Genomic DNA, 25981 nt, shown 5'->3' with positions numbered 1-25981 from the left:
GCCCCGGGGGCCTCGTCATACCCGCCGGATGTCGACCTCCCCGCCGGATGTCGACCTCCCCGCCGGATTTCGACCTCTGGAAACCTCGCCATGGCGAACAAAGCAGAGGTCGAATTCGGGTCAGAGGAACGAGGCGAGGCGGAGGAGGGCGTCCTCGCCGACGAGGTCGCCCGGCAGCAGCGGGACCTCGTGCAGCGGCAGGTCGGGCAGGGCGGCGCCGAGCTGGGCGACGTAGCGCTGCTCGACGGCGCGCCGGTCGGCCAGCAGCTCGCCGGCGTCCGCCGGGGAGCGCTTGTTGACCACCAGCGCGCCGACGCCCATCCCCGCCCGGGTGAGCTGCTCGTGCAGCTCGACCGACTCCAGCACCGGCAGCCGCTCGGCGGCGAGCACGATGACGAAGGAGCTGCGCGCGTCGTCCTGCAGCAGCGAGCGGAGCCCGGTGAAGCGGGCCTGTCGGCGGTCCAGGATCTGCCGGATCTCGGCGTCGCGCCGCCCGCGCTGGTCGACCGGCCGCGAGCTGCCGACGATGTCCGCGGCCGCCCGGTCACCCGCGTCAGCGTCCCTGCGACCCTGCCCCTGCAGTCCCCGCAGCGCCGCCCCGAATCGGGCCGAGCGCTCCTGCCGGCGCATCAGCCCGCCCGTCCAGGCCTGCATGAGCTCGGGCAGCGCCACCAGCCGCGCGGTATGCCCCGACGGCGCCGTGTCGAAGACGACCAGCTCGTCCGGGTGCCGCTGCTCGACCACCTCCGCGATGCGCTCGAGCACCGCGGCCTCGTGCGTCCCCGGCGCGTCGCGGGCCAGCTCCAGGTGACGGCGGACCCCGCCCTGGAGGTGATCTGGCATGAGCCGCTCCATGGTCGAGCGCACGGCGGCCAGGTGCTGCGCGGTGGTCCGCGCCGGGTCGATCTCGAGGCCGCGCAGCAGGGGCGCGAGCTCGGTGATCTCGTCGCCCACCCGCTGGTCCCACAGGTGGCCGAGGTTGTGCGCGGGGTCGGTCGAGACGAGGAGCACGCGCCGCCCGGCCCGCGCCAGGGACAGCCCGAGCGCGGAGGCGACCGCGGTCTTGCCGACCCCGCCCTTGCCGCCGACGAAGAGCACCTCACGGCCGGCGGCGAGCCCGCTCAGCACCCCGGGCCCGGCATCAGCAGCACGAGACGTGCTCGAGCGGGCTGCGGTCCAGCCCCATGCGCCGGTGCCAGTCGTGCACCTGGTCGTAGACCACGGGCAGCAGCTCGACCGTGTAGTAGCTCGCCGGGTTGGGCACCCCGAGTGCCTCGGCCATGACGATGACCATGAAGAGGTCGTCCTCGTCCCGGCGCGCCCGGGCGAAGGTGCGGGCGTACGGGCCCGCGAGGACGTCGCGCACCACGCCGGCGGCGGAGCGCAGCCGCCGACGCGCTGGCGAGGTGTCCGTCATGGCTCCAGGGTATGCCGTGGCGCACCACGGCATGCCCCTTCCTCAGTCCTCGCTCGAGGCCGACCCGCGCTCGCCACCGGAGGGCTTCCCGGCGACCTCGGCGGCGGACATCTCCGCGAGCTCCGCGTCGTCGTCGCCCTGGTAGTCCTTCGCCTTGCGCATCGCGCCGATCGCCTCGACGAAGACCCACAGGGCGGCGACGAGGATGACGAGGTCGAGCACGAGCAGCAGCCAGTTCCGCGTGTCCCAGAAGGTGCCGAGCTGGATGAAGAGCGCGTAGAGCGTCATCACGCCGACGAAGACGAGCGGGATGAGCGCCGGGAGGGCGGTGCGCCCGCGACGCAGCAGCATGATCGCGATGATCGACAGCGTGAGCGCCGCCAGCAGCTGGTTGGTGGTGCCGAAGAGCGGCCAGATGAGCAGTCCGCCCGAGCCGTCGGCGCCGGACCCGAAGGTCAGCGCGAGGGCCACCCCGACGGCGATGACCGTGGCCACGCCCTTGCCGAGCCGGACGCCGCCGATCTCGCCGATCTCCTGGACGACGAAGCGCTGCAGCCGGACGCCGGTGTCCATCGTGGTGGCGGCGAAGAGGATCGCGGTGGTGGCCAGGATGGTGGCGGACAGCGACTGCGGCAGGCCCAGCCCGCTCTCGACGATGGCGCCGCCGCCGGCGACGAAGGCCCCGACGCTGCCGTCACCGAAGGCCGCGTAGACCTCCTCCCAGGCCGCGAGCGTCTGGAAGCCGGCCGTCGCGGCGATGATCGCGCCGAGGGCGAGCAGGCCCTCGCCGACCGCGCCGAAGTAGCCCACGAACCGGGCGTCGCTCTCCTTGTCCAGCTGCTTGGAGCTGGTGCCCGAGCTCACCATCCCGTGGAAGCCCGAGATCGCGCCGCAGGCGATGGTGACGAAGAGCAGCGGGACGATCGAGGGCGTGCCCTCGGGGACGTTGCCGTTGACCGCGGGGGCGACGATCTCGGGACGGGCCAGCAGGACCGAGCCGTAGAGGATGCCGAGCGCGATGAACAGCTGCAGCCCGTTGATGTAGTCGCGCGGCTGCAGCAGCACCCAGACCGGCAGCATCGAGGCGATACCGGCATACACGAAGAGCAGGACGATCCAGACGCCGTCGTCCGGGATCCCCGCGACGGTCTCCGGGAGCGCGAGCGGCACCTGGTCGCCGACCCAGATGAGCGCGTAGAGCGCCACGACGCCGACGACCGACACGAGGGGCAGGCTCCAGCGCAGCCGGTAGATCGCCTGACCGACGCCCAGCGCGACGAGCAGCGCGCCCCAGGTCGGGATGACCGCGGTCGGGGTCGAGACGAGCAGCCCGGCGATGACGACCGCGAAGGCGGCGTTGACCATGAGCAGGAGCAGGAAGATGACGACGAGGAAGAGGTTGCGGCCGCGGCCGCCGATGTAGCGGCCGGACAGCGCCCCCATGGACTGGCCCTTGTTGCGCACCGAGGCCCACAGCGACCCCAGGTCGTGCATGCCGGCGAAGAAGACGGTGCCGATGGTCACCCAGAGGAAGGCCGGCAGCCAGCCCCAGATGACGGCGATGGCCGGACCGACGATCGGGGCGGCTCCCGCCACCGAGGTGAAGTGGTGCCCCCAGAGGACGTACTTGTTGGTCGGGACGTAGTCGACGCCGTCCTCGAGCTGGTGCGCGGGGGTGGGCCGCGAGTCGTCCAGCGCGTAGATCTTCGTCGCGAGGAAGCGGGAGTAGAGGGCGTAGCCCGCGAGGATCATCACGACCCCGATGAGGGCGAGCACGAGCGAGTTCATGGCAGTCTCCGTTGACGATGAGCCCTGGACGGCAGGGTGCGGCTGCCCCAGCGTAACCCTTTGCGCAAAGTCACACCAGGCTCAGGCGTCACATCCGGGGTATGCCCGCAGCGCGCGCCACGCGTCGGAGCGGGCGTCAGCCATCGCCGGAGGGTGCCGCGGAGGTCACCGCGACGTCGCCCATCGTGGTCCCGACGTCCACGACGTAGGGGGAGTCGGCGACCCGGTCGACGGTGACCTCCGCGTCGCCGAGGTCGGCGTCCGTGGTGACGGCGTAGGAGAAGCCCCGGGGCAGGACGACCCTGACGTCTCCCATCGTGCTGTCCACCCGCACCAGCTCGGGCGGGGTCTCGCCCCGGCTCTCGACGGTGACGTCCCCCATCGTGGAGTCCAGCTCGACCCGCTCGGGGCTGCCGCCGATGGTGAGGTCTCCACCCGTGGCGCTCGCCTCGACGGCGCCGGTCGTGCTGACGTCGACGTCGCCGAAGCCGCCGGCCACCTCGACGTCGGTCCCGGGCGGCACGGCCAGCGAGAAGTCCGCCGAGCACTGGCCGAGGTTGTCGCCGCAGGGTGCCTGGACGAGCACCGAGCCGTCGTCCGGTCCGTCGAGCAGCTCCAGCTCGGGCTGGTCCAGCGCCCAGGACACCTGTGCCTCGACCTGCGCCCGCTCGCCGGCGCGCAGCTCGCGCACCTCGACGTCGCCGATCGGCGCCTGCACGACCACCCGGTCGAGGTCGTCGGGCAGGTCCAGCAGCTGCGTGGCGGACTGCCGGAGCATCCCGGGGACCGAGCCGACCGCCGCGCCCGCGACGAGCACCGCGGTGACGACGCCGCCCGCGACGCGCAGCCCGGCGTAGCCGCCGTGACGGCGCCGGACCGCCCGGGCCTGCTCGCGGACCGGTGGCAGCGACCTGGTGGTAGTCCCGGTCATCCCGCGCCCTGCCCGTGCTCGAGCCACTGCAGGACGGCGAGGACGCGCCGGTGGTCGTCGTCCGTGGGCGGCAGGTCGAGCTTGCTGAAGATCGAGGAGACGTTCTTCTCCACCGCGCCCTCGCCGATGAACAGCTCGCGGCTGATCGCGCTGTTGGTGCGCCCCTGCGCCATGAGGCGCATGACGTCGCGCTCGCGCGCGGTGAGGCGCTCCAGCGGGTCGATGTTGCGGGCGCGGGACATGAGCTGGGAGACGACCTCGGGGTCCAGGGCGGTCCCGCCCGCGGCCACGGTATGCAGGGCCGCGACGAAGTCGCTCGTGTCGGCGACGCGGTCCTTGAGCAGGTAGCCGACGCCGCGCGGCCGTCCGGCGAGCAGCTCGGTGGCGTAGCGCTCCTCGACGTACTGGCTCAGCACCACCACGGCCACGTCGGGCAGCTCGGAGCGCACCTCCAGCGCGGCCATGAGGCCCTCGGCGGTGAAGGTGGGGGGCATACGGACGTCGACGACGACGAGGTCGGGCCGGTGCTCCCGCACCGAGGCGAGGAAGGTCTGGGCATCAGGGCAGGCGTCGACGACCTCGAAGCCGGTGGCGGCCAGGAGCCGGACGATGCCGTCCCGGAGCAGCACCGAGTCCTCGGCGAGGATGACCCGCAGGGGGGTCTCGGGGGCACGTCCCGTATGCACGCTCATCGGGTGGTCCTCTCGCGCAGGGGCAGGGTGATCGCGACCGTGGTGCCCGAGCCCACGGGTGAGTGGACGTGCAGCTGGCCGTCGACCGCGCCGACCCTCTGCCGCAGGCCGGTGAGCCCGCTGCCACCACCGATGACCGCACCGCCCTGCCCGTCGTCGGTGACCGTGACCGCGAGCAGGTCACCGGTCAGGCCACGGGCCGTGCCGAGCTCGACGCCCGCGCGGCCGGCCCGGGCGTGCTTGGCGATGTTGGTCAGCGCCTCGGAGACCGAGAAGTAGGCGATCGCCTCGATCGTCGGGTCCAGCCGGCCCGGGGGCAGCCGGTCGGTCACCGTGACCGGCACCGGGCTCCGGGCCGCGAGCGCGGACACGGCGGCGTCGAGACCGCGGTCGGTGAGGATCGGGGGCACGATGCCGCGCGCGACCTGGCGCATCTCGGTGATCGCCTCCTTGCTCGAGGAGTGCGCCTCGTCGAGCAGCTGGCGCACCCGGCGGGCGGCCTCGGGGTCGTCGGGATCCCGGTCGAGCGCGTCCCGGGCCAGGCCCAGGCTCATGGCGATCGAGACCAGCCGCTGCTGGGGTCCGTCGTGCAGGTCCCGCTCGATCCGTCGACGCTCGGCCTCCACGGAGTCCAGGGTGTCCTCGCGGGTGGTCGTCAGGGTGTCGACCCGCTCACTCATCCGGCGCAGCTGCGCCTGCGCGTCCTCGCCGATGAGCCACCGGGCCAGGACGACGTCGACGCTGGCGAGGCCGCGCGCGATCCACGGCATACCGAGGACCACCGCGACCCCGATGAGCCAGGCCACCGTCATCCCCAGCGTCGAGCCGACGCGGAACAGGCCCAGGACCGAGACGCCGTCCCCGACCCACGCCCACAGGGGCGAGGTCGCGAGCAGCACCCCGTTGACGAGCAGCGCGAGGCCGAGCGCGCCGGAGATCAGCCCCCACAGGCCGTGGAGCCCGGCCCACCCCAGCGCCCTGAGCCGGACCTCGTCCAGGCCCAGCACGCGTCGCCAGGTGGGGGCGGTCGAGGGCGGGCGCTCGCCGATGTCGACACCGAGGAAGGCGGCGATGCGGTGCCGCTCGACCCGGGACAGCAGGAACGAGCCCCAGATGGCCGGGACGAGGATGAGCACCCCTGCCCCCAGCCCGAGCAGCGCGGTCACCCCGCCGACGGCGACGCCGGCGAGGGTGAGGGCGACGACGGCGGTGAAGAGACCGGTGACGACGTAGCAGACGGTCCACCAGGCGTCCGCGAGCCAGCCGAGGAGCCCGTCCTGGAGCCGGACGGGCACCGAGGCCGGCGGCGAGGTCTGCGGGAGCGGGTCCTCGACGGGGGGACCGACCGGCCCGGTGGGGTCGCGCACCAGTCGGGCCATGGCGACCGGCTCGAGGTCGCGGGGGCCGTCGGCGCGCGCCGTCTCTCCGCTCATACGACCCAACGTAGTCAGCCCGCGACCCGCGGTGCAGGGTGTGCTCCCCCGAGCGACCGGGGGGTTAGCCCCCGCGTGGTCCCGACCGGGGCCGGACGTGAGGGAGGGCGCGTCGGTCCCGTGACAGCCGACGCGCCCTCCTCGACGGACACCTCTCCCACCCCCGGCGAATCGGGACGGGGCGGACGCGCAGGGGGTGAAGCCCGCATCCGGCCCACATCGCCGTGGACGTGTCCGGCCGACCGCGACAGGCTCGAAGGGTGAGCAACGGCCCCGCCTCGATCGACGTGTCCCACGCTAGACGCGGGTCGGCAAAGGGTGGGTATGCCGACGGTAAGAAGTTGGTCAAGTTTGGTCCGGGGGCGAGGACGCTCGACCGGACGTCTGTCACCGGGGTGCGCCACACTGCCGGTATGCAGCTGGCCCAGGTCACCGAGACGTCCGCGGCGGTGGCGGGCACCCGCTCCCGGACGGCGAAGACCGGGCTGCTCGCCGAGGCGCTGGAGCTGGCCGCCCGTGGTGGCGACGACCGCGAGGTCGAGGTCGTGGCCGACTACCTCGCCGGGACGCTGCCGCAGCGCACGGTCGGGGTCGGCTGGCGCAGCCTGCGCGAGCGTCCCGGGCCGGCGGGCGAGGCCACGCTGTCCGTGCTCGAGGTGGACGCCGCCCTGTCCGAGCTCAAGGCGCTCTCGGGTGCCGGGTCGACCGCCGCGCGGGCGCGGGCCCTGTCCGACCTGCTCGGTCGGGCCACCGCCCAGGAGCAGGACTGGTTGGTGGGGCTGCTCACCGGGGAGCTGCGGCAGGGCGCCGGCGACGGGGTGCTGCTGCCCGCGGTCGCGCAGGCCGCGCAGGTGCCGGAGGCGCTGGTCCGTCGGGCCGTCATGCTCGCCGGCTTCCCGGGTCCGGTGGCCCGGGCCGCGCTCGGCGATGGCGCGCCGGCGCTGGAGCAGGTGCGGCTGGAGGTCGGGCGACCGCTGCGGCCGATGCTCGCCGGCTCCGAGCCCGACGTCGCCTCGGCGGTGGACGGCACCCGCGAGGTGGCCCTCGACCTCAAGCTCGACGGCATCCGACTGCAGGCGCACCTGGACCGTGACGCCGACCCCGCCGATCCCGTCCGGCTCTTCACCCGCAGCCTGGAGGAGATCACCGACCGGCTGCCCGAGGTCGTCGCCGCCGTCGCGGCGCTGCCCGCCCGGACGGCGGTGCTCGACGGCGAGGTCATCGCGCTCGACGCCGAGGGCCGCCCGGAGCCGTTCCAGGTCACCGGCGCCCGCACCGCCTCGCGCACCGACCCGGTCGAGCTCGCGCGCACGACCCCGGTGACGACATACCTCTTCGACGTGCTGCACCTCGACGGTCGCGACCTCGTCGACGAGCCCGCGCACGAGCGATGGCGCGTGCTGGGCGAGCTCGCGCCGGAGCTCGTCGTCGAGCGGCTGACGACCGACGACCCGGGTGCCGCGCAGGCCTTCTTCGACCGGGTGGTCGGGCAGGGGCACGAAGGCGTGGTCGTCAAGGACCCGCAGGCTCCCTACGCCGCGGGGCGTCGCGGCGCGGGCTGGGTCAAGGTGAAGCCACGGCGCACGGCCGATCTGGTCGTCACCGGCGTGGAGTGGGGCAGCGGCCGTCGCCAGGGCTGGCTGTCCAACATCCATCTCGCGGCGCGCGGCGCGGACGGCGAGCTGGTCATGGTCGGCAAGACCTTCAAGGGCATGACCGACGAGCTGCTGACCTGGCAGACCGAGCGGTTCCTGGGCCTGGAGACCTCGCGCGAGGGGCACGTCGTGCAGGTACGTCCCGAGCAGGTCGTGGAGGTCGCCTACGACGCGGTGCAGACCTCCCGGCGGTATGCCGGCGGCGTTGCCCTGCGTTTCGCCCGGGTGCTGCGCTACCGCGACGACAAGGGCGTCGAGGAGATCGACACGGTCGAGTCGTTGCGCTGAGCAGTGCGGGCGGTCAGCTCACCTGGCTCCCTTGGTCGTCGAAGCACGGTGCTCCACGTCGAGGTCGACGCGGGCGTCGAGGAGATCGAACAGGAGGTGACTGCCGGTGACGACCCCCTTCCCCGTCCCGATCCGCTTCGAACTGCCCGGTGACTCCTGGCAGCCGGTGCCACCGGCGTCCCTCGGGGTCGACAACGCGCTGTTCCTGGCGGTGCGCAGAGGCACCCCGGGTGAGGGCTACGAGCCGACCATCGTCTTCAGCGGCGGGTGGCGAACAGATGACGCGACGTTGGAGGAGATCGCCGACGAGGCCGTGGCCGCCCTGCGAGACCAGACCGGCGAGGCGCAGCTGCTCGACCGTCGGTCGTCCGGCGGCGAGCAGAACCCGGCGTGCAGTCAGGTCGTGCTGTCCTTATCGTCAGCTGCACCAGCCTCGCGGAGCAGGTCAGCATCGTGTCGTCCGAGTTCCAAGAGCTCGTGCAGGGTATCCGGGTCGACGCCGGACCGGTGGCCGGCTGATCGCCCGCGCACCGAGCGCGGCGGCAGCCGGGCGTGACCGATGCGTGGAGGGTCGCCACGCGGAGTGTGACTTTTGGGGCAGGCTCATCCCACCTGACGACCCTGGTCGTCGAAGCACGGCGACTCCTCGTCGAGGTTCACCCGGGCATCGAGCTGGGGTGCCACGGTGACCGTGAACCCCCCGTCGTTGCGGTGATAGGTCACCGGATCGCCCTCAGGGGCGGGGTTGTCGATGCGCTCCCAGCCGTTGTCGTCCAGCCAGGCACGTACGAGCTCCGCCTGCTCGGCCTCCAGCTCTGGGTTCGGCTCCTGTGAAACGCGGAGTTGCGTTCCCTCGGCCCAAGCGGTGATTCGGTCCGTGCCGCCCAGCGTGCAAGATCGAAGGTCGCCCTCGCCCGGCTTGTCCTCCAACGGTGGCTTGTCCTCGAGGTCGAACTGGTCCCACAGGTCCTGCAGGATCTCCCGCACGCGGGGCTGCTGCTCGCGCGCCGCGGCCTGGTCGGCGCGGGCCGTGACGACGGAGCCACCGGAGGTGGTGACGCGGGTGTCATCCTCGCCGAGCAGGGAGCAGCCACCGAGCGCGGTGAGCGCCACAGCACCGACCAGCGCGGCACCACGGCGGGACCGATGTACGTGCCTCCTCCCATGGCGCGACCTTCCGGGCGGCCTCATCCCACCTGGCGCCCCTGGTCGTCGAAGCACGGCGACTCGACGTCGAGGTCGACGCGGGCGTCGAGCTGGGGTGCGACGGTGACCTTGAACCCGTCGTCGTTCCGGTGATAGGTCACCGGGCTCGTCTCGGGGGCGGGGTTGTCGATGCGCTCCCAGCCGTTGTCGTCCAGCCAGGCGCGCACGAGCTCCGCCTGCTCGGCCTCCAGCTCGGGATTCTCCTCCTCCGAGACCCGCAGCTGTGCGCCCTCGGCCCATGAGGTGATCTGAGCCGTCGTGTCGAGGGAACAGGCCACGAGGTCTCCCTCCCCGGGCTTGTCCTCCAACGGTGGCTTGTCCTCGAGGTCGAACTGGTCCCACAGGTCCTGCAGGATCTCCCGCACGCGGGGCTGCTGCTCGCGTGCTGCTGCTTCGTCGGCGCGTCCGGTCACGTTGGTTCCCTCCGTCGTGGGTCCACTGCTCGGCGTGGTGGTCCCGTGCTCGGCGTCCTGACAGCCGAGCAAAGTCACCGTGAGGATCACGAGCACGGGGAGCAGTGGCTTCACGCCGGCTCCCCGCGGTCCTCGAAACTGCCGTCCAGCGGTCCGGGTGCCATGATCTCGGGCTGGGACTGCTGCCACGGAGACTCCAGATCATCGATGGGCACGGGGTCGGTGCCAGGGTAGTCCGGGTCGTCGTAGACGTTGTCCGGTCCGATCCAGTCGCCGTCCTCGCGGTACGGGATGACGTCGCCGCCGGTGATGACGCCGACGATGTTCGCCCACGCGTCTGTGCCGGGGGTCACCACCTGGCCGTGCGAGTCGAAGCCCTCCAGCCGCTGCCCCGCGTGCTCGCCCTCGGTCCAGCGGCCGGTCTCCAACCGGACGAACTGGTCCGAGGTGTTCGGGTTGTCGCCGTGCCCCCAGTCCTCGGGCAGGCCCACCCACCACCGCACGTCCTCCGAGGCCTGGGCGACCCCGATGCTGTCGCCCGGTGCGGTCTGGGTGAAGCGCTGGACCTGTCGGTCGTGGCCGTCCCACGTCTGGGGCGGGTACTCGTTGGGGGTGGAGGGTTGCGCGCCCCAGGGAGCCAGCGGCCAGGGAAGCGGCCGGTGCAGACCCAGGCCAGAGCCCGACGGGGCGACGAGCATCGTCCGGTCGACATCGAGGCCGTAGACGTCGGCGAAGCCGACGATGCCGCCACCGGCGGAGTGGCCGACCGCCGTCACGGTCCGCTCCGACATGCCCAGCCCCTCGACGAAGCGCAGCAGCGCCTGACCGCCGTCCTCGGAGTACCGCGTCTGGGTGGCGTCGGAGGCGACGGAGTTCGGCAGGTCGACCCCCATCCAGGTCACGCCACTGGTGTTCGGCTCGCGCGCCCAACGTTCGACCCGCTGCGCATAGCCCCCGATGTTCGACATGTCGGTCGTCGTGCCCGGCACGAAGATGCCGACGTTGTCACTGTCGAACTCGCCGTGCCACTCGGCATACCGGCCGTCCCCACGAGGGTCGAAGAGCAGGACCGCCCGCGCATCGGCGGGCAGCACCGTGCCAGTGGCGTCCTCCACGTCGGCGAAGCGGGGCCGCTCCAAAGGCTCCATCAGCCCCTCGTAGAACTCCAGCCTGGCCAGCGAGCGCTCCACCTCCTGGTCCCGCAGCCGGAAGTCGTGGAGCAGTGTCTGCGCCTCGTCGTGCATGAGACCCTCGAGGATCTTCTCGCCCAGCCAGTCGGGGTACCACCCGGGCAGGTCGTCGAGAGCCTGCTCGCGGGTCGCCGCGTTGTCCGGCATCGACTGCAGGACCGCCAGCCGCTGCTGCTCGACGTCGATCGCGCTCTCCACGAGCAGCCGGTTGGCGGCGGCACGGTGCTCCACCGGTATGCCGTCCAGGGTCCCGACCAGGGTCGGGTAGAGCAGCCGCAGCCGCTGCTGCTCCTGCGGGCTCAGCCCGGCCCAGTAGTCGCGGATGCCCTCGATCGACCGGGGATCGGTGATCTGGCCGTCCTCGAGCTCGCCGATCGCCTCCCACAGGCCCGACAGCACCGGGTCGTCGGCGTTGCGCGGCTCGTCGTCCGTCGCCAGAGCCGCCATGACGTACGGGTTGCGCTGCAGGAAGCCGGCCAGCCGTTGCTGGTCGAGCTCGTCGAGCAGGGCGCGCACGGCGTTCGGGTCCTGCGCCCGGGCGATGCGGACGAGCAGGGCCTCGTCGGCGGCGGTGTTGACCAGACCCTGGTCCCGGAAGACCTGCCAGGTCCCCTGGGGCGCCTGGGAACGGGTGAAGCTCGCGGTGGAGGAGCCGGGCTCCAGGGCGGCCAGGGAGGAGCGGACCTGGGCGAGGGTGTCGCGACAACCGCGGTCGGCCGTCCGCAGCATCTCCTTCGGGTGCTCGGCGCGGTCGCGCAGCGCGTCCTCCCGGCGTCGCACCTCCGCCCAGTCGACCGTACCGATCTCCTCGCCGGTGTAGTACGTCACCTCGGTGCGCGGCTTGTCGGCGTGCAGGGCGTCCCAGTCGCTCTGGATCTCGCGCAGCGTCGGACCGTGGTCCTCCAGCGCGCCCGCCAGGTCGTCCAGGGCCCCGCCGGCGGCGTGCAGGTCCTCCTGCATGATCCGCAGGCCGTCCTGCGCCGGGTTCGCGGCCTCGTCGGCCCGGTCGGTGATCTGGCCCTCCCATCCCAGGGCGGTCGCCGCCTGCCCGAGCGTGCGACGCAGGCCCGCCCGCTCGTCGTCGACGACGCCTGCTGCGGAGCGCAGGCCCCGGGCGGCGGTCCGCACCGGGCCGGCGTCACCGGTCATCCAGCCGGGGATGTCCAGGCTCATCGCTCGCCCGTCGCCTCGGCGGTGTGGTCGGCCAGGGTCACCATGCCCTCCGCCAGGGTCGAGAGCTCCCGCCCGGCGTCCGACAGGCGCAGCCGGCCCGTGCTCTGCAGGTCCGCCAACGCGCTCTCGGTGGCCGACCCGCGCAGCGCCCCCGCGAGCCCGGCGACCGCGACGTCGTCGGTGGCACCCTCCAGCGCCGCGCCGCCGTCGCGCAGAGCGCGCGCCGCGGCGCGGGTCGCCTCGATGTCGATCTGGGGCACGGTCCTCCCACCCGCGACGGCCAGCGTAGCGAGGCGTCCCGAGCTTTGGCAGGATCGGGGCACCCATCCGCTCGCAGGGAGGTCACCGATGACCAGCGCCAACCTCGCCCACAACCTCGCCGCCACGGCGCAGGCCCACCCCGACGCGCGGGCGGTGATTCTCGACGACATGGTCCTCACGTATGCCGACGTCGAGGAGTCGGTCGCGCGCCTGGCCGGCTGGTTGCGCGCCCAGGGGATCGACGAGGGTGACCGGGTCGCGCTGATGCTCCCCAACGTCCCGGCCTTCCCCGTCCTCTACTACGCGACGCTGCGGCTGGGGGCGGTCGTGGTGCCGATGAACCCGCTCTTCAAGAAGCGGGAGATCCAGTTCTACCTCGAGGACTCGGGAGCCAAGCTGCTCGTCGCGATGCCCGGGGACGACGCGCAGGCGGCCGCCGAGGCGACGGGGACGCAGCTGCTCACCGTCGGCCCCGAGGGGCTGAGCTCCTACGTCCACGGCGAGGAGGCGGTCGACCCGGTCGAGGAGATCGTCGCCCGCGACGGCGGTGACACCGCGGTCATCCTCTACACCTCCGGGACGACCGGCCGCCCCAAGGAGGCCGAGCTGACCTGCGACAACCTGCAGACCAACCAGCTCGCGACGACCGAGACCCTGCTCCACCTGGACGAGGAGGACGTGGTCATGGGCTGCCTGCCGCTCTTCCACGTCTTCGGCATGACCTGCGGCATGAACACCGCCTTCGCGACCGGCGCCGCCCTGACGATGATCCCGCGCTTCGACCCGGCCAAGGCGCTGCAGGTCATCGAGCGCGACGCCGTCACCGTCTTCGAGGGCGTCCCGACGATGTACGGCGCCATGCTCGCCGCCGCCGCGTTGGCCGACACCCCGCCGGACCTCTCGACGCTGCGCACCGCGGTCTCCGGCGGCGCGAGCCTGCCGCTGGAGGTGATGAAGAAGTTCGAGGACACCTTCGGGGCGACCATCCTGGAGGGCTACGGCCTCTCCGAGACCTCGCCGGTCGCCTCCTTCAACCACCCGGACGCCGAGCGCAAGGCCGGCTCCATCGGCATACCGATCCGGGGGGTGGAGATGAAGCTCGCCGGACCAGACGGAACGGACGTCGACGCGAGCGACCCCGACGCGGTGGGGGAGATCTGCATCCGCGGCGAGAACATCATGAAGGGCTACTGGAACCGCCCGGACGCGACCTCCGAGGCGATCGACGACGACGGCTGGTTCCACTCCGGCGACCTGGCGCGGGTCGACGAGGACGGCTACTACTTCATCGTCGACCGCAAGAAGGACATGATCATCCGCGGCGGGCTCAACATCTACCCGCGCGAGATCGAGGAGCTGCTCTACGAGCACCCGGCCGTCGCCGAGGCCGCCGTCATCGGCGTCCCGCACGACGAGCTCGGCGAGGAGGTCGCGGCCTACGTCGTGCTCGCGCCGGACGCGGAGGCCACCGAGGCCGAGCTGGTCGAGCACGTCAAGAGCCAGGTGGCGCCCTACAAGTACCCCCGCACCGTGACGATGATCGAGGAGCTGCCCAAGGGGGCCACCGGCAAGATCCTCAAGCGGGAGCTGCGCGAGGGCTGACCCGCGCAGGGAGCCCGATGACCCGGCGACCCAACATCCTGCTCGTCCTCAGCGACGACCACGCGGCGCACGCGGTCGGCGCCTACGGCTCACGCATCAACACCACCCCGCACCTCGACGCGATCGCCGGGCGGGGGGCGCGCCTCGACCGCTGCTTCGTCACCAACTCGCTGTGCACCCCGAGCCGGGCGAGCATCCTCACCGGCACCCACAGCCACGTCAACGAAGTGCGGACGCTCTCGACTCCCATCGACCCCCGGCAGCCCACCTTCGTCTCGATGCTCCAGGAGGCGGGCTACCGCACCGGCATCGTCGGGAAGTGGCACCTGGGCGAGGGGCCGGAGCACCAGCCCCGCGGCTTCGACCACTGGGAGATCCTCGTGGACCAGGGGGAGTACGTCGACCCGACGATCGTCAGCGCGGACGGCACGCGGACCGAGCCGGGCTACGCCACGGACGTCCTCACCGACCTGGCGCTGCGCTGGCTGGACTCGCTCGAGGGCGAGGACCCCTGGTGCCTGCTGCTGTGGCACAAGGCGCCGCACCGCCCGTGGATCCCGGCGCCGAGGCATACCGACCTCTTCACCGACCCCGTCCCGCTCCCGGACACCTTCGAGGACGAGCACGTCGGCCGCTCCGAGGCGGTGCAGCGGGTGTGGATGAGCGTCGCCGAGCACCTGACCGCCGAGGACCTCAAGGAGGAGCCGCCGGCGGGTCTCACCGGGGCGGAGCTCACCCGGTGGAGGTACCAGCGGTGGATGGAGGACTACCTGCGCTGCGTGCAGGCGGTCGACGAGAGCGTCGGCACCGTGACCGAGGCGCTCACCGCCCGGGGCGAGCTGGACGACACGGTGGTCGTCTACAGCTCGGACCAGGGCTTCTTCCTCGGCGACCACGGGTGGTTCGACAAGCGCCTCATGTTCGAGGAGTCGATCCGTATGCCGCTGCTGCTCGCCTACCCGCGCGCGGTGCCGGCCGGCGCGGTGCACGACGGCCTGGTGTCCAACGTCGACCTGGCCCCGACGCTGCTCGAGGCGTGCGGGGTGCCCGCGCACCCGAGGATGCAGGGGCGCAGCTTCTGGCGCGACCTCACCGGCGGCGAGGCTCCGCCACCGGCGCCGGGGCTCTACTACCGCTACTGGGAGCACGCGGACGGCAGCCACCACGCCCCGGCGCACTACGGCTACCGGACCACCACGCACAAGATCGTCTACTACTACAACGACCCGCTGGGCCTGCCCGGGACCACGGGGGAGCCCTGGCCCCCGGAGTGGGAGCTCTACGACCTGCGCGCCGACCCGGCGGAGCTGCGCAACGTCGCGGACGACCCGTCCTACGCCTCGGTGCGCGAGGACCTCGAGGCCAGGATGTGGCGTGCCCAGGCCGAGCTGGGGGACGAGCCGCACCCGAGCCAGCCCGTGCCGCGGCTGGTCCGGCAGCCTGACGGGGCGCGGTAGTGTGCCCCTCTCCCGTGATCACCGACGAAGGGGGAGGGCCGTCATGAGCTCGGACGGCAGGACGCGACGCCCGACCATCTACTCGGTCGCCGACCGGGCACAGGTGTCGATCGCCACCGTCTCCCGGGTGCTCCGCCGCCCCGGCGAGGTGCGGCCGGCGACGCGCGACAAGGTCCTCCAGGTCGTCGAGGAGCTCGGCTACGTCCCGGACGGCGCGGCCCGCTCGCTGGCCGTGAAGTCGCACGAGGCGCACGGTCTCGTGCTGCCCGAGCTGGGCGGGCCCTACTACGCCGACCTCCTCACCGGCTACGAGCAGGGCGCCGCCGAGGGCGGGGCGAGCGTGGTGGTCCTGCTCACCGACGGCAAGGAGGACGTGGACCTGCTCGTGCGGCGCCTCGCCGGGCGGGTCGACGGGATCGTGCTCATGGGGGCGGTGCAGGTCTCCTCCGCGACCGTCTCCTCGGTCAGGGGCAAGCTGCCGGTCCTGGCCCTGGCCAACAGCCACGAGGAGTCGGTCGAGAGCTTCGCGACCGAGAACGTGCGCAGCGCCCAGGAGCTGACGACGCACCTGCTGGACGTGCACGGGCGACGCCGGCTCCGCTTCGTCGGCTCGCCGGACACCGCCGACGACGTCGAGGACCGGTATGCCGGTTTCGTCGCCGCGCACGAGGCCGCCGGTCTCGAGGCCGCCCCGCCGGTCGCGGCCATCTTCCGGGAGGAGGAGGGCCCGCGGGTCGCCTCCCTGCTGCTGGAGGGCGGGCTGGAGGCCGACGGGCTGGTCTGCGCCAACGACGAGCTGGCGCTCGCGGTGATGCGGCACCTGCTCGCGGCCGGCGTGGACGTGCCCGGGGAGGTCAGCATCACCGGCTGGGACGACGTCATGGCCGCGCGCTACGTCACCCCCGGGCTCACGACCGTGAGCCAGCCGGTCCGCGAGCTCGGCCGCCAGGTGGCGGTGCGCATGCGGGCGCTGCTCGAGGACCGGTCGTCGGCGCCGGAGCAGCACGTGCTGCCCACCAGCCCGGTGATCCGGCAGTCCTGCGGCTGCCCCTGAACCGGGACGAGATCTCGTCGACCCCTTGTGCCCCGGTGGGGACCCGTGTATCTTCACTGGAGAGATGTAAGCGCTTACGACGCGGTGAGTGATCTTCGGTGGCCGACCTCGGCCCGCCACCTCATCGCCTCGACCACGAGAGATGAGGAGACCTCCGTGCGACGTCCCACCCTGCTGATCGCCCTGACGACCACCGCCCTGGCCCTGTCCGCCTGCGGGCGCGACGAGGGCGGGTCCGGCGCCGACGCCGCGCCGGAGACCGGGGAGGCGGTCTCGACCGAGGACCTCTCCGGCGAGCTCGAGGTCTGGGCGATGGGGGCCGAGGGCGAGGCCCTGCCGGACCTCGTCGCGGGCTTCGAAGAGGCATACCCCGAGGTGAGCGTCAACGTCACCCCGGTGCCGTGGGACTCCGCCCACGAGAAGTTCGTCAACTCCATCACCGCCGGCACCACCCCGGACGTCGCGATGATCGGCACCACCTGGATGGGCGAGTTCGCGGGCATGGACGCCCTGGACCCGACCCCCGGCTCGATCGACTCCTCGGCCTTCTTCGAGGGCGCGCAGGGGACCACCGAGGTGGACGGCACCTCCTACGGCGTCCCCTGGTACGTCGAGACCCGCATGGTCTACTACCGCACCGACATCGCCGAGGCCGCCGGCTACGACGAGGTGCCGACCGACCAGGCGGGCTTCCACGAGATGGCCGCCGCGATGCAGGAGCAGGAGGGCGTGGACTGGGGCATCAGCCTGCAGCCGGGCCAGACCGGCTCCTGGCAGACCGTGGTGCCCTTCGGCTGGTCCGGCGGCGCCGAGCTGGCGACGCAGGACGCCTACACCCTCGACACCCCCCAGATGGTCTCCGCCGTGGACTACTTCGGCAGCTTCTTCACCGACGAGATCGCCGACGCCAACCCGCCCGAGGGGCAGACCGAGGCGACCTTCACCGACGGCAGCGTCCCGATGTTCATCTCCGGGCCGTGGATGATGAGCCTCGTCGAGGACTTCGCCGCCGAGGGCGGCGAGGACGCCTTCGGCGAGATGTACGACGTCGCCCCGGTCCCCGCCGCCGACGGCGCGGAGTCCAGCTCGTTCATCGGCGGCTCCAACCTGGGCGTCTTCGCGGACACCGAGAACCGCGACGCCGCCTGGGCCCTCGTGGACTGGCTGACCCAGCCCGAGACGCAGGTCGAGTGGTACGACATGACCAGCGCGCTGCCCTCGGTCCAGTCCGCGTGGGACGACGAGGCGCTCACCCAGGACGAGAAGCTCGCCAAGTTCGGCGACGCGCTGACCACGGCCCAGGCCCCGCCCTCCTTCCCGACGTGGGAGCAGGTCGCCGCGGCCTTCGACGCGGAGATGGAGAAGGTCGCCAAGCAGGGCCTGTCCGGCGAGGAGGCGCTGCAGGCGGCGCAGTCCCAGGCCGACTCGATCGGCACCGGGCAGTGAGCCGCCGGCGATGACCACCGCCACCTCTCCCCGGCAGGGCACCGGCTCCCGTGACGCCCGCCGGTCCCGTTCCTCGCGCCCGCCCGGTGCGGCGCGCGAGGAGCGGGCCGGATGGCTGCTCACGCTGCCCTTCCTCCTGCTCTTCGGCATCTTCACCGCCTGGCCGGTGATCCAGTCCGTCTTCTTCTCGGTCACCGACATCACCAACCGCGACCTGCGGACGCCGTTCCAGGTCAACTTCGTCGCCTTCGAGCAGTACGCCAAGGCCTTCGGCGACCCGGTCTTCCGGCAGGCCGCGCTCAACACCGCCTACTTCGTGCTCGTCGGCGTCCCGCTGACGATGACCGTGGCGCTCGCGGCGGCGGTCGCCCTCAACACCGGGATCACCCGCTTCCGGTCGGTCTACCGGCTGGGGTTCTACACCCCGGTCATCACCTCGATCGTCGCGGTGGCCGTCGTGTGGCGCTTCCTGCTGCACCCGGACAGCGGCCTGGTCAACACCGTCCTCGGCTGGGTCGGGATCGACGGCCCGAACTGGCTCGGGTCGACGACCTGGGCGATGCCCTCGCTCATCGCGATGGCGGTCTGGCGCAACTTCGGCACCGCGATGATCATCTTCCTCGCCGGCCTGCAGTCCGTCCCGCAGCAGCTGCACGAGGCGGCCGCCATCGACGGCGCCAACGCCTGGCAGCGCTTCCGCAACGTCACCGTGCCGATCCTGCGCCCGACCATCCTCTTCGTCTCGGTCACCACCGCGATCGGCTACCTGCAGTTCTTCGAGGAGCCCTTCGTCATGACCCAGGGCGGGCCGCTCAACAGCACGATCTCCGCCTCGATGTACACCTACCAGCAGTTCAGCTTCGGCAACTACGGGTATGCCGCTGCGCTGAGCTACCTCATCTTCGTCGTCATCGCGATCGTCACCGCGCTGCAGTTCCGCTTCCTGTCCGAGAAGGAGGACTGAGCCATGACCGGTGCCGGCAACCGCTCCCGGTGGTGGCTCTACCTGCTGCTGACCGTGGCCCTGCTCGTGGTCGTCACGCCGTTCATCTGGATGGTGCTCGGCTCGTTCAAGTCCAACGCCGAGCTGCGCCAGGTGCCGCCGACCTGGTGGCCGGAGAACCCGACGCTGGAGAACTTCGGCCAGCTCTTCAGCCGGCTCTCCTTCGGCACCTACTTCCGCAACTCCACGGTCGTGGCAGTCGTCGTCACGGTGGGCAACCTGCTCTTCTGCTCGATGGTCGGGTATGCCCTCGCCATGCTGCGCTTCCGCGGCAAGAGGCTCATCTTCGCGCTCATCCTCGGGACCCTGATGATCCCCGGCGTGGTCACCTTCGTGCCGCTCTTCGTGCTCGTCGCCAACCTCGGCCTGGTCGACACCCTGCCCGGGCTGTTCCTGCCCTTCCTCGTCGGACCGTTCGGCGTCTTCCTCATGCGGCAGTTCGTCCTCGGGCTGCCCAAGGACCTCGTCGAGGCGGCCCGCATCGACGGGGCCGGCGAGTTCCGGATCTTCTTCCAGGTCATCCTGCCGCTGCTGACCCCCGCGCTCGCGACGCTCGGCATCCTCACCTTCCTCGGCAGCTGGAACAACTTCCTCTGGCCGCTGGTCGTCGCGCAGACCAACGACACCTACACCCTCCCGGTGGCGCTCGCGCTCTACTCCACCGGGCAGAACGAGCAGCAGTACGGCCTGCTCATGGCGGGCGCCACGATCGTCGTGCTGCCCGTCCTCGTCGTCTTCCTCATCTTCCAGCGGCGGTTCATCCAGGGGATCGCCACCACCGGGATCAAGTGACCCAGGGCCGACCCACGCCGACCCACGCCGACCCACCCCGAAGGAGCAGCTCCATGCCTCACCCCGACCCGCGCCATACCCCGTTGTCGCGCCGCGCCGTGCTGGCCGGCGGCCTCACCGTCGGCACCACCGCCGCCCTCGCGCCGACGGCACCCGCGCTCGCCGGCGAGCGTCGCCGGCCGCGGCCGCCGCGGCACCACGGCCGCCGGCTGCGGCGGTGGACCCAGGACACCTGGGCCTCGATGGTCGCGATGACCGACCGGCGCACCGGGCTGGTGGCGGACAACATCAGCGGCGACCTGGGCACGCCCGGGCTCTACACCTCGCCCACCAACATCGGCGGCTACCTCTGGTCCACGGTCGTGGCGCGCGACCTGCACCTCATCAGCCACCGCGAGGCGTCCCGGCGGATCCGGCAGACCCTCTGCACGCTGGAGGAGATGGAGCACCACGACGCCAGCGGGATGTACTTCAACTGGTACGACCCCCGCGACGCCTCGGTCATCACCGAGTGGCCCGAGAGCGGCGACCCGGTCGTGCCCTTCGTCTCCAGCGTCGACGCCGCCTGGCTCGGGTGCGCGCTGCTCGTGGTGCGCAACGCCGACCGGGCCAACCGACGTCAGGCCGCGCGCATGTTCGGCCGGATGCGCTTCGACGTCTTCGCCGACCCGACCTTCGACAAGCCCTACCTCAACTACGGCGGCTTCTACCTCGAGGAGCCGACCCGGCTGCTCGACCCCCCGCCGACCGAGCCGCGCGACCTCATCGACGCCGGTGAGCCGGTCTGGTACACCGCCGACCACCACTACGACACCATCGTCTCGGAGACGCGGATCACCACCTACCTCGCGATCGCCAAGGACCAGGTGCCGCCGCAGGCCTACTACCAGGCCTGGCGGACCTTCCCCCCGGACTGGACCTGGCCGGAGATGCCGCCGGTGGGGCAGTGGCGGACCTACCTGGGCGTCGACGTCTTCGAGGGCGCCCACGACTACCTCGGCCGCGCCACCGTGCCGGGCTGGGGCGGCTCGATGTTCGAGGAGCTCATGCCCGACGTCTTCGTGCCCGAGGAGCGGTGGGCGCCGCGGTCCTGGGGCCGCAACCACCCCAACCACGTCGCCGTGCAGCGTCTGCACGGCATGGAGGAGTACGGCTACTGGGGCTTCTCGCCGGCCAGCCACCCGGCGGGCGGTTACTCCGAGTGGGGCGTGGACGCGCTCGGTCTCAACCCCGAGGGCTACTTCTCCGACGTCGAGCGCACCGACCGGGTGCACGGCGAGCCCGAGCCCGACTACGGCGACGGGGTCGTCACCCCGCACGCCGCCTTCCTCGCGATGATGCACGAGCCGCGCGAGGCCTACGACAACCTGGCCCGCATCGAGGACGACTTCGACAGCTACGGGCCCGGCGGGTTCTACGACGCCGTCGCCACGCAGTCCGGGCAGGTGGCGCAGCGCTACCTGTCCCTGGACCAGGCGATGATCATGGGCGCCCTGGGCGACGTGCTCGGCCACGGGATGCTGCAGCGCTACTTCGTCCGGGGCGAGGTCGAGGAGCGGCTGCGGCCGGTCATCGCGCCCGAGCAGTTCGGGGCCTCCGCATGAGCCGGATCCCGACCAGCACGACCCCCGACGGGTTCGGCTACCGCGACCTCAACGGCAACGGCGTGCTCGATCCCTACGAGGACACCCGGCTGGGGCCGGAGGAACGGACCGAGGACCTGCTCGGCCGCCTCGGCCTGGACGAGAAGATCGGCCTGCTCTTCCACACCGTCATCGAGTCCGGCCCCGGCGGGACCGTGCTCGAGGGTCCCGGGGCGATCAGCAAGTCCGGCACCCCCCACGTCGTCGTGGGCAGCCGGGTCAACCACTTCAACGTGCACGCCCTCGGCAGCGCCCGGGAGGCGGCCCGGTGGCAGAACGCCGTCCAGGAGCTCGCGGAGACGACGCCGCACGGCATACCGGTGACGATCTCGACCGACCCCCGGCACGGCTTCAGCGAGAACGCCGGCGCGAGCTTCGCCGCCGGCTACTTCTCCCAGTGGCCCGAGCCGCTCGGCATCGCGGCGCTCGGTGACCTCGAGGTGCTGCGGGGGTATGCCGAGGCGGTCCGCTCGGAGTACGTCGCGGTCGGCATCCGCGCGGCGCTGCACCCGACCCTGGACCTCGCGAGCGAGCCGCGGTGGGCCCGCCAGATGCATACCTTCGGGGCGGACCCGCAGCTGGTCACCGAGTTCGGCGTGGAGTTCCTGCGCGGGCTGCAGGGGGAGCGGCTCGGGCCGGCGAGCGTGGCCGGGACGGCCAAGCACTTCCCCGGCGGCGGGCCGCAGGCCGACGGCGAGGACGCCCACTTCCCCTACGGCCGGGAGCAGGTCTACCCCGGCGGGCGGTTCGCCGAGCACCTCGCGCCCTTTCGGGCGGCGGTCGCGGCGGGCACGGCGGCGATCATGCCCTACTACGGCATGCCCGTCGGGCTCGACCTCGACGGCGAGACGGTGCCGGAGGTGGGCTTCGGCTTCAACGAGCGCATCGTCACCGGGCTGCTGCGCGAGGAGCTGGGCTACGACGGGGTCGTGCTCACCGACTGGGAGCTGGTCAACGACAACCACGTGGGCGACCAGGTGCTCCCGGCGCGGGCGTGGGGCGTGGAGCACCTCGACCCCGCCGGTCGGATGGAGCTGCTGCTGGCGGCCGGGTGCGACCAGTTCGGCGGCGAGGAGTGCGTCGAGGTCCTGGCCGGGCTGGTCCGGTCGGGACGGGTGAGCGAGGAGCGGATCGACGCCTCGGCCCGGCGGCTGCTGCTCGTGAAGATGCGGCTCGGGCTCTTCGACGACCCCTTCGTCGACGAGGACGCCGCCGAGCGGACCGTGGGCCGGGCGGAGGTCGTCGCGGCCGGGCTGGACGCGCAGGCGGCCTCGGTGACCGTGCTCGCCGACGAGGGCGGGCTGCTCCCGCTCTCCGGCGCCGACCGCCGGGTCTACGTCGAGGGCATGTCGCGCGAGGCCGCTGAGGCCCTCGGCACCGTCGTGGACCGGCCCGAGGACGCGGACCTGGCCGTGGTCCGGCTCGCGGCGCCGCACGAACCCCGCTCGGACCTCTTCCTCGAGGCGTGGTTCCACCAGGGCTCGCTGGACTTCCCGCCGGGCCTCCCGGTGCGGCTGGCCCGCCTGCGGGAGCACTGCCCCCTCGTCGTGGACGTCACCCTCGACCGCCCCGCGGTGCTCGGGCCGGTCCTCGACGCGGCCGACGTGGTCGTCGCGAGCTTCGGCTCCGGCGGCCCCGCGCTGGCCCGGGCGCTGCAGGGCGAGGCGCGGGGCCGGCTGCCCTTCGACCTGCCGCGCTCCATGGCCGACGTGCGCGCCCACCACCCGGACCAGCCGGGGTTCGACGACCCGCTGCTGCCGCGCGGCCACGGCATACCGCTTGGGGTGGGGGCCGGCAGGTCCTGACCGGACGCCCCGGCCGTCCCTCCAGGCCCTGGGTCAGACGGAGCGGCGCCGCAGGTAGCCCTCGGCGGCCCGCTGCCCGCTGACCATCGCCCCCTGGATGGAGCCGGTGTCCAGGTGGTCGCCGGCGAGGATGAGACCGGGCTCGACCTCGAGCGCGGTGCGCTCCTGGAACGGCGCCGGCTGGGCGGGCAGGGCATACGGGATGTCGTCGCGGCGCAGCAGCTCCCAGTCGCGGGTCGGCACGCCGTAGATCCCGCTGAGCTGGCTCAGCACCGTGCGGTCCTCGACCGGCTCCCGGCCTGCCCGGAGCAGGCTGCTGGCCTGCACCAGGTGCCGGCCGGGCGGGGCGTAGGAGGGTGCGGCGTTGCTCATGACGGCGGTGTTGACCACCGGCCCGCGGGTCTCGCGCTGGTCGATGACGAGCAGGGCCTGGTCCATGGGCGCCTCGGGCACCGCGAACCAGTGGGTGGTCACGCCCTTGCCGGCCGGTGCCTCGTGGCCGGTGAGCCCCGCGGCGGCCTCGGCGCCGGTGGCGACCACGACCAGCTCCGGGATGATCTCCTCGCCCCCGGCGGTGCGGACGCTGCCCGGCCCGACCGAGGTGACCTCGGTGCCGAGCTCGACGGGGGTGTGCAGGCCCGCCGCGAGCTGCTCCGGGAGCGCCTGCATGCCCTTCTCGGGCAGCGCCGGCCGGCCCAGCGCGAACATGCGGGTGAGCATGAGGGTGAAGGCGGTCGAGGTGCTGCCGTCGTCCTCGAGGAGCACGCCGCTGAGGAAGGTGTCGACCACCCGGCGCAAGGGGCCGTGCAGGCCGGCGGCGTCCATCGACTGCCGGCGCGAGACGTCCCGGCGCCCGCTCGGCATGGCCCAGTCGGCGCGGAGGGCGGGGGCGGCCCACCGGGCCAGCAGGGCCAGGCTCGAGGGGTGCAGCTTGCCCGAGCGCATGGTCTGGCCGATGAGCTGCGGCTCGCGCCGGGGGTCGGCCATGACGAGGAGGGTGTCGGAGCGGTCGGACTTGGCGGCCAGGCCCGCCCGGAACGGCTGCAGCCGCAGTGACGCGAGGTCGACGTGCGCCTGGAGCATCGGGTAGGCCGGGTTGAGCAGCTGGAAGCCGCGGTCGAGCAGGAAGCCGTCGACCTCGTCGGTGCGCACCCGGCCACCCACGGCGTCGGCGGCCTCGAGCACCCGCACCTCGACCCCGGCCTCCTGCAGCGTGCGGGCACACGTGAGGCCGGCCAGCCCGGCCCCGACGACGACGACATCGGGAGACGTGGACATGCTCCTCACCCTAGGACCAGCAGCACGTCCCGTCCTGTTGTGGGGGAGGCCGGTGACGTCGCGTCAGGACGCCGCGAGCGCATGCATCACCCGCAGCGTCCCGAGGTCGTCGAACGGGCGGCCGACGACCTGGACCCCGATCGGCCGGCCGTCGGCGGTGCGACCCGCGTCGGCGGTCCCGGCGGGCTGGCCGGTCATGTTCCACGGCATGGCGAAGTTGATGTGCCACAGACCCCTGCCGTCCTCCGGGTAGGGCATCGGCTGCTCGGCCGGGAAGGCCACGCCGGGCGCCACGGGGGACAGGAGCACGTCGGGGTCGCCGGCGGCGGCCCAGGACGCCGTCGTCCGCGACTGGACCTGCGCGAAGGCGTGGTAGGCGTCCATGACCTCGGTGCCCGACAGGTCCCTGGCCCGCGACACCCACTCCACGATGTAGGGCAGCACCCGCGCCTGCTGCTCCGGAGCGAGCCGGGCGTAGTCGGCCCAGGAGCGGGCCTGCCAGAAGCGGTCGACGCCGTCGAGCTGGTCCTGGGTGAGCCATGGGCCGATCCGCTCGACCCGCGCACCCGCGCGCTCCAGCCGCAGCGCCGCGTCCTCGACCGTCGCGACGATCTCGGGCTCGGGCTCCACGCCGTATCCCGCCTCGGTCCACAGGGCGACCCGCAGCCCCTCGACCTCGAGGTCGAGGTCGTCCCAGGCGACCTCCTGCGCCGGCAGCGAGGTCCAGTCCACCGGGTCCGGCCCGGCGAGGACGCCCATAAGGAGCGCGCAGTCGCGTGCGGTGCGCGCCATCGGTCCCGCGGCCCGACCGAGATACGGCGCATGCAGGGGTATGCGGCCCGCGCTCGGCTTGAGCGTCGCCAGCCCCAGCCAGGTGCCCGGCAGCCGGATCGACCCGCCGATGTCGGTGCCGACGTGCAGCGGCCCGTAGCCGCCGGCCGCCGCGGCCCCCGCGCCGGAGCTCGAGCCCCCGGTCGTCCAGGCCGGGTTCAACGGCGAACGGGTGATGCCGTGGCGGCTGGAGACGCCGGAGGAGAGCATGCCCCAGTCCGGCATGACGGTGGAGCCGAGCACGACGAGGCCGGCCTCGCGGCAGCGGCGGGCGACCGGCGAGTCGGTCTGCGGCACGACCGGCTCGACCCCGGCGCATCCCATCGACATGGGGACACCGGCGCGGGCGACGTTCTCCTTGAGGGTCACCGTCACGCCGTCGAGCGGGCTGAGCGGGCGCCTCTCCTCCCACCGTCGCGCGGAGGCCCGGGCCTGCTCCAGGGTCCCGCCGACGTCGTCACGGACCCACAGCGCGTTGAGCTCGGGCTCGCGCTCGTCGATGACCGCCTGGATCTCGGCGACGACCTCGGGCGGGGTGAGGGTGCCGTCGGCGTAGCCTTCCGCGGTCGAGACGGCGTCACGGTGCACAGGTGCCTCCAGAGGTCGATCGTCGATCGCGCGGC

Annotated in this window: 22 protein-coding genes; 10 read left to right on the top strand and 12 right to left on the bottom strand. The window is 72.8% G+C overall.

What is annotated here, in order from left to right; genetic code table 11:
• Nucleotides 1–120: 120 nt before the first annotated feature.
• The 6 genes from SGUI_RS09080 to SGUI_RS09055 all read right to left on the bottom strand — a co-directional run bounded on the left by SGUI_RS09080 (nt 121) and on the right by SGUI_RS09055 (nt 6261).
• Complete coding sequence (locus SGUI_RS09080; RefSeq protein WP_066639061.1) at nt 121–1128, bottom strand: ArsA family ATPase; 1008 nt, start codon at nt 1126–1128, stop codon at nt 121–123.
• Nucleotides 1129–1141: 13 nt separating this feature from the next.
• Complete coding sequence (locus SGUI_RS09075; protein ID WP_066639058.1) at nt 1142–1417, bottom strand: cory-CC-star protein; 276 nt, start codon at nt 1415–1417, stop codon at nt 1142–1144.
• Nucleotides 1418–1459: 42 nt separating this feature from the next.
• On the bottom strand, nt 1460–3205 hold the full coding sequence (locus SGUI_RS09070; protein ID WP_066639056.1) for a carbon starvation CstA family protein: 1746 nt from the start codon (nt 3203–3205) through the stop codon (nt 1460–1462).
• Nucleotides 3206–3341: 136 nt separating this feature from the next.
• Entirely contained in the window at nt 3342–4136 is a 795-nt protein-coding gene (locus SGUI_RS09065) for a DUF4097 family beta strand repeat-containing protein (protein WP_066639054.1), read from the bottom strand.
• Nucleotides 4133–4828, bottom strand: a complete 696-nt coding sequence (locus tag SGUI_RS09060) for a response regulator (protein ID WP_066639052.1) — start codon at nt 4826–4828, stop codon at nt 4133–4135. The genes SGUI_RS09065 and SGUI_RS09060 overlap by 4 nt, the downstream gene beginning before the upstream one ends.
• On the bottom strand, nt 4825–6261 hold the full coding sequence (locus SGUI_RS09055) for a sensor histidine kinase (protein ID WP_066639050.1): 1437 nt from the start codon (nt 6259–6261) through the stop codon (nt 4825–4827). Before SGUI_RS09055 ends, SGUI_RS09060 begins: the two co-directional genes overlap by 4 nt.
• Nucleotides 6262–6674: 413 nt before the next feature.
• Between SGUI_RS09055 and SGUI_RS09050 the strand changes: the two genes are divergently transcribed.
• Nucleotides 6675–8204 carry an ATP-dependent DNA ligase gene (locus tag SGUI_RS09050; protein WP_066639048.1) on the top strand — a complete coding sequence of 510 codons (1530 nt, stop codon included), beginning with the start codon at nt 6675–6677 and terminating at the stop codon, nt 8202–8204.
• A 106-nt stretch (nt 8205–8310) separates the two neighbouring features.
• Nucleotides 8311–8760, top strand: coding sequence for a hypothetical protein (locus SGUI_RS17430; protein ID WP_157621791.1), 450 nt, complete (start codon nt 8311–8313; stop codon nt 8758–8760).
• Between the two features lie 47 nt (nt 8761–8807).
• On the opposite strand, the gene SGUI_RS09040 is transcribed toward SGUI_RS17430, so the two are convergent.
• From SGUI_RS09040 to SGUI_RS09025, 4 genes are all read right to left on the bottom strand, one after another.
• Nucleotides 8808–9317, bottom strand: a complete 510-nt coding sequence (locus SGUI_RS09040) for a hypothetical protein (protein WP_066639043.1) — start codon at nt 9315–9317, stop codon at nt 8808–8810.
• A gap of 74 nt (nt 9318–9391) precedes the next feature.
• Entirely contained in the window at nt 9392–9937 is a 546-nt protein-coding gene (locus tag SGUI_RS09035) for a hypothetical protein (RefSeq protein WP_066639041.1), read from the bottom strand.
• Nucleotides 9934–12186, bottom strand: coding sequence for an alpha/beta hydrolase (locus SGUI_RS09030; RefSeq protein WP_066639039.1), 2253 nt, complete (start codon nt 12184–12186; stop codon nt 9934–9936). The genes SGUI_RS09035 and SGUI_RS09030 overlap by 4 nt, the downstream gene beginning before the upstream one ends.
• Complete coding sequence (locus SGUI_RS09025; protein WP_066639037.1) at nt 12183–12446, bottom strand: hypothetical protein; 264 nt, start codon at nt 12444–12446, stop codon at nt 12183–12185. Before SGUI_RS09025 ends, SGUI_RS09030 begins: the two co-directional genes overlap by 4 nt.
• An 88-nt stretch (nt 12447–12534) precedes the next feature.
• On the opposite strand from SGUI_RS09025, the gene SGUI_RS09020 reads away from it, so the two are divergent.
• From SGUI_RS09020 to SGUI_RS08985, 8 genes are all read left to right on the top strand, one after another.
• Nucleotides 12535–14049, top strand: coding sequence for a long-chain-fatty-acid--CoA ligase (locus SGUI_RS09020; RefSeq protein ID WP_066639027.1), 1515 nt, complete (start codon nt 12535–12537; stop codon nt 14047–14049).
• Between the two features lie 17 nt (nt 14050–14066).
• Nucleotides 14067–15506: a sulfatase family protein gene (locus SGUI_RS09015; protein ID WP_066639024.1), complete on the top strand. Its 1440-nt coding sequence runs from the start codon at nt 14067–14069 to the stop codon at nt 15504–15506.
• 43 nt (nt 15507–15549) lie between these two features.
• Nucleotides 15550–16560 (top strand): LacI family DNA-binding transcriptional regulator, encoded by a 1011-nt coding sequence (locus SGUI_RS09010; protein ID WP_066639021.1) that lies wholly within the window; start codon nt 15550–15552, stop codon nt 16558–16560.
• Between the two features lie 156 nt (nt 16561–16716).
• On the top strand, nt 16717–18006 hold the full coding sequence (locus SGUI_RS09005) for an extracellular solute-binding protein (protein ID WP_066639018.1): 1290 nt from the start codon (nt 16717–16719) through the stop codon (nt 18004–18006).
• A gap of 10 nt (nt 18007–18016) precedes the next feature.
• A complete protein-coding gene (locus SGUI_RS09000; protein WP_066639015.1) occupies nt 18017–18970 on the top strand; it encodes a carbohydrate ABC transporter permease in 954 nt (317 codons plus the stop codon).
• A 3-nt stretch (nt 18971–18973) separates the two neighbouring features.
• On the top strand, nt 18974–19801 hold the full coding sequence (locus tag SGUI_RS08995; protein WP_066639012.1) for a carbohydrate ABC transporter permease: 828 nt from the start codon (nt 18974–18976) through the stop codon (nt 19799–19801).
• 53 nt (nt 19802–19854) lie between these two features.
• Nucleotides 19855–21405 carry a glucoamylase family protein gene (locus tag SGUI_RS08990; RefSeq protein WP_066639009.1) on the top strand — a complete coding sequence of 517 codons (1551 nt, stop codon included), beginning with the start codon at nt 19855–19857 and terminating at the stop codon, nt 21403–21405.
• A complete protein-coding gene (locus SGUI_RS08985; RefSeq protein WP_066639007.1) occupies nt 21402–23249 on the top strand; it encodes a glycoside hydrolase family 3 protein in 1848 nt (615 codons plus the stop codon). Before SGUI_RS08990 ends, SGUI_RS08985 begins: the two co-directional genes overlap by 4 nt.
• A gap of 33 nt (nt 23250–23282) precedes the next feature.
• Here SGUI_RS08985 and SGUI_RS08980 read toward each other — a convergent pair whose 3' ends face one another.
• Both SGUI_RS08980 and SGUI_RS08975 read right to left on the bottom strand, forming a co-directional pair.
• Nucleotides 23283–24527: an NAD(P)/FAD-dependent oxidoreductase gene (locus SGUI_RS08980; RefSeq protein ID WP_066639005.1), complete on the bottom strand. Its 1245-nt coding sequence runs from the start codon at nt 24525–24527 to the stop codon at nt 23283–23285.
• A 63-nt stretch (nt 24528–24590) separates the two neighbouring features.
• The gene (locus SGUI_RS08975) at nt 24591–25946 is read right to left on the bottom strand and encodes an amidase (RefSeq protein ID WP_066639003.1); all 1356 of its coding nucleotides are present in this window, start codon (nt 25944–25946) and stop codon (nt 24591–24593) included.
• Nucleotides 25947–25981 lie beyond the last annotated feature (35 nt).

The organism is Serinicoccus hydrothermalis, assembly GCF_001685415.1.
Classification (GTDB): domain Bacteria; phylum Actinomycetota; class Actinomycetes; order Actinomycetales; family Dermatophilaceae; genus Ornithinicoccus; species Ornithinicoccus hydrothermalis.
Note: the sequence above shows the minus strand (reverse complement) of the source record. Positions and strands in the feature narration are given on the sequence as shown.

What these genes read in the sequence shown, in the direction of transcription:
- SGUI_RS09075 (WP_066639058.1), bottom strand. Translation starts at nt 1,417, where the DNA reads ATGACGGACACCTCGCCAGCGCGTCGGCGGCTGCGCTCCGCCGCCGGC.
- SGUI_RS09070 (WP_066639056.1), bottom strand. Translation starts at nt 3,205, where the DNA reads ATGAACTCGCTCGTGCTCGCCCTCATCGGGGTCGTGATGATCCTCGCG.
- SGUI_RS09065 (WP_066639054.1), bottom strand. Translation starts at nt 4,136, where the DNA reads ATGACCGGGACTACCACCAGGTCGCTGCCACCGGTCCGCGAGCAGGCC.
- SGUI_RS09060 (WP_066639052.1), bottom strand. Translation starts at nt 4,828, where the DNA reads ATGAGCGTGCATACGGGACGTGCCCCCGAGACCCCCCTGCGGGTCATC.
- SGUI_RS09055 (WP_066639050.1), bottom strand. Translation starts at nt 6,261, where the DNA reads ATGAGCGGAGAGACGGCGCGCGCCGACGGCCCCCGCGACCTCGAGCCG.
- SGUI_RS09050 (WP_066639048.1), top strand. Translation starts at nt 6,675, where the DNA reads ATGCAGCTGGCCCAGGTCACCGAGACGTCCGCGGCGGTGGCGGGCACC.
- SGUI_RS09030 (WP_066639039.1), bottom strand. Translation starts at nt 12,186, where the DNA reads ATGAGCCTGGACATCCCCGGCTGGATGACCGGTGACGCCGGCCCGGTG.
- SGUI_RS09020 (WP_066639027.1), top strand. Translation starts at nt 12,535, where the DNA reads ATGACCAGCGCCAACCTCGCCCACAACCTCGCCGCCACGGCGCAGGCC.
- SGUI_RS09015 (WP_066639024.1), top strand. Translation starts at nt 14,067, where the DNA reads ATGACCCGGCGACCCAACATCCTGCTCGTCCTCAGCGACGACCACGCG.
- SGUI_RS09010 (WP_066639021.1), top strand. Translation starts at nt 15,550, where the DNA reads ATGAGCTCGGACGGCAGGACGCGACGCCCGACCATCTACTCGGTCGCC.
- SGUI_RS09000 (WP_066639015.1), top strand. Translation starts at nt 18,017, where the DNA reads ATGACCACCGCCACCTCTCCCCGGCAGGGCACCGGCTCCCGTGACGCC.
- SGUI_RS08995 (WP_066639012.1), top strand. Translation starts at nt 18,974, where the DNA reads ATGACCGGTGCCGGCAACCGCTCCCGGTGGTGGCTCTACCTGCTGCTG.
- SGUI_RS08990 (WP_066639009.1), top strand. Translation starts at nt 19,855, where the DNA reads ATGCCTCACCCCGACCCGCGCCATACCCCGTTGTCGCGCCGCGCCGTG.
- SGUI_RS08985 (WP_066639007.1), top strand. Translation starts at nt 21,402, where the DNA reads ATGAGCCGGATCCCGACCAGCACGACCCCCGACGGGTTCGGCTACCGC.
- SGUI_RS08980 (WP_066639005.1), bottom strand. Translation starts at nt 24,527, where the DNA reads ATGTCCACGTCTCCCGATGTCGTCGTCGTCGGGGCCGGGCTGGCCGGC.